Below are 1,069 nucleotides of genomic sequence, written 5' to 3'. Positions count from 1 at the left end.
GAGCGTGTCATAGAATCCGTCTCATGCCGTGAGCATCTCGCGGCCCGGATTGTCTCCTCGTTCGTCGTTGGTGATTGCGACGACCACTCGAAGGCACAATGCAACGAACACCTGCGTCCGCGCATGGACGCGGCCTCGGGCACGGACGGGCCCGAGGCCGCAGTCCTTGACCGTATCATTCGTTCGTTCGACCTGTGTCCGGCGATTGTACGTCTCGTCTAAGACCGAGCGTTTGAGCTGTACGTCCTCGCTGTGCTTTTCGATGCGGTCTTCGACCCTGTACTCGATATCGAGCGGATCGTCGGTGTTTCGCGGGTTATACGGGGCGATTGGCACGATCCCTGCCTCCAGCAGGTGATCGTGCCAATCGAGCGTGTCGTACGCGCTGTCGCCAAGCATCCAGACCGGATGTTTGACGGCGAGCGCGTCACGCGTGACGCGCATCGCTGTCTCTTCTGGCGCTTGTTTCGCTGGCGTGAACTCCGCTGCGATGGGAATCTTTGCTCCCGCCGAGACGATCGTACAGCCGAAACCGTAGTAGTGCTCTTCAGCGGTTGAATCGTAGTTCCACGAGGCATCGTCGTTCCACGGAATCGCTTCGACGTGAGTCGAATCGATTCGGTACGTAGAGTCGAGCAGGCCCCGAACGGCGGCCTGCTCGACGAGGTGGTCAAAGACATCGTCAACGACGTGTTCGAGATCGGTGAGGAAGCGATCGACCGCGTCTCGCGACGGCGGTCGATCGAAGCCACAGCTGAGCCAGACCAGCGGCTTCTGGAGTTCTCGTGCGACGGGACGAGTGCCGTAGACGTCCTCGTAGTAGCAGTGGAGAAAGCCGCAGAAGAGTTCTGGTGGCTCATGAACTCGTGTTCGCCCCCGCTTGCAGGGGGCGAACACGTCGTACCCCAGCAGAAACTCGAAAGAGAGATACTCAAACAGCGGTACTGTCTCGGTCGCCGCGACATTCAAGAAGTCGTCGACAGAAGTGACGTTTTGCAGGGTCTGGGCGTTGTTGGACACAATTCCCACACCCTGCAACCTCGCACGTGACGCTTTCTATGACACGCTC

At 59.4% G+C, this 1,069-nt stretch carries 1 protein-coding gene; it reads right to left on the bottom strand.

Features of this window, described 5'->3' with window-relative positions; all coding sequences use genetic code 11:
* Nucleotides 1–21: 21 nt before the first annotated feature.
* Nucleotides 22–1,020, bottom strand: coding sequence for a transposase (locus tag GT355_RS17880; RefSeq protein ID WP_160135853.1), 999 nt, complete (start codon nucleotides 1,018–1,020; stop codon nucleotides 22–24).
* Nucleotides 1,021–1,069 lie beyond the last annotated feature (49 nt).

This window comes from Halococcus salsus (genome assembly GCF_009900715.1).
Classification (GTDB): domain Archaea; phylum Halobacteriota; class Halobacteria; order Halobacteriales; family Halococcaceae; genus Halococcus; species Halococcus salsus.
Note: the sequence above shows the minus strand (reverse complement) of the source record. Positions and strands in the feature narration are given on the sequence as shown.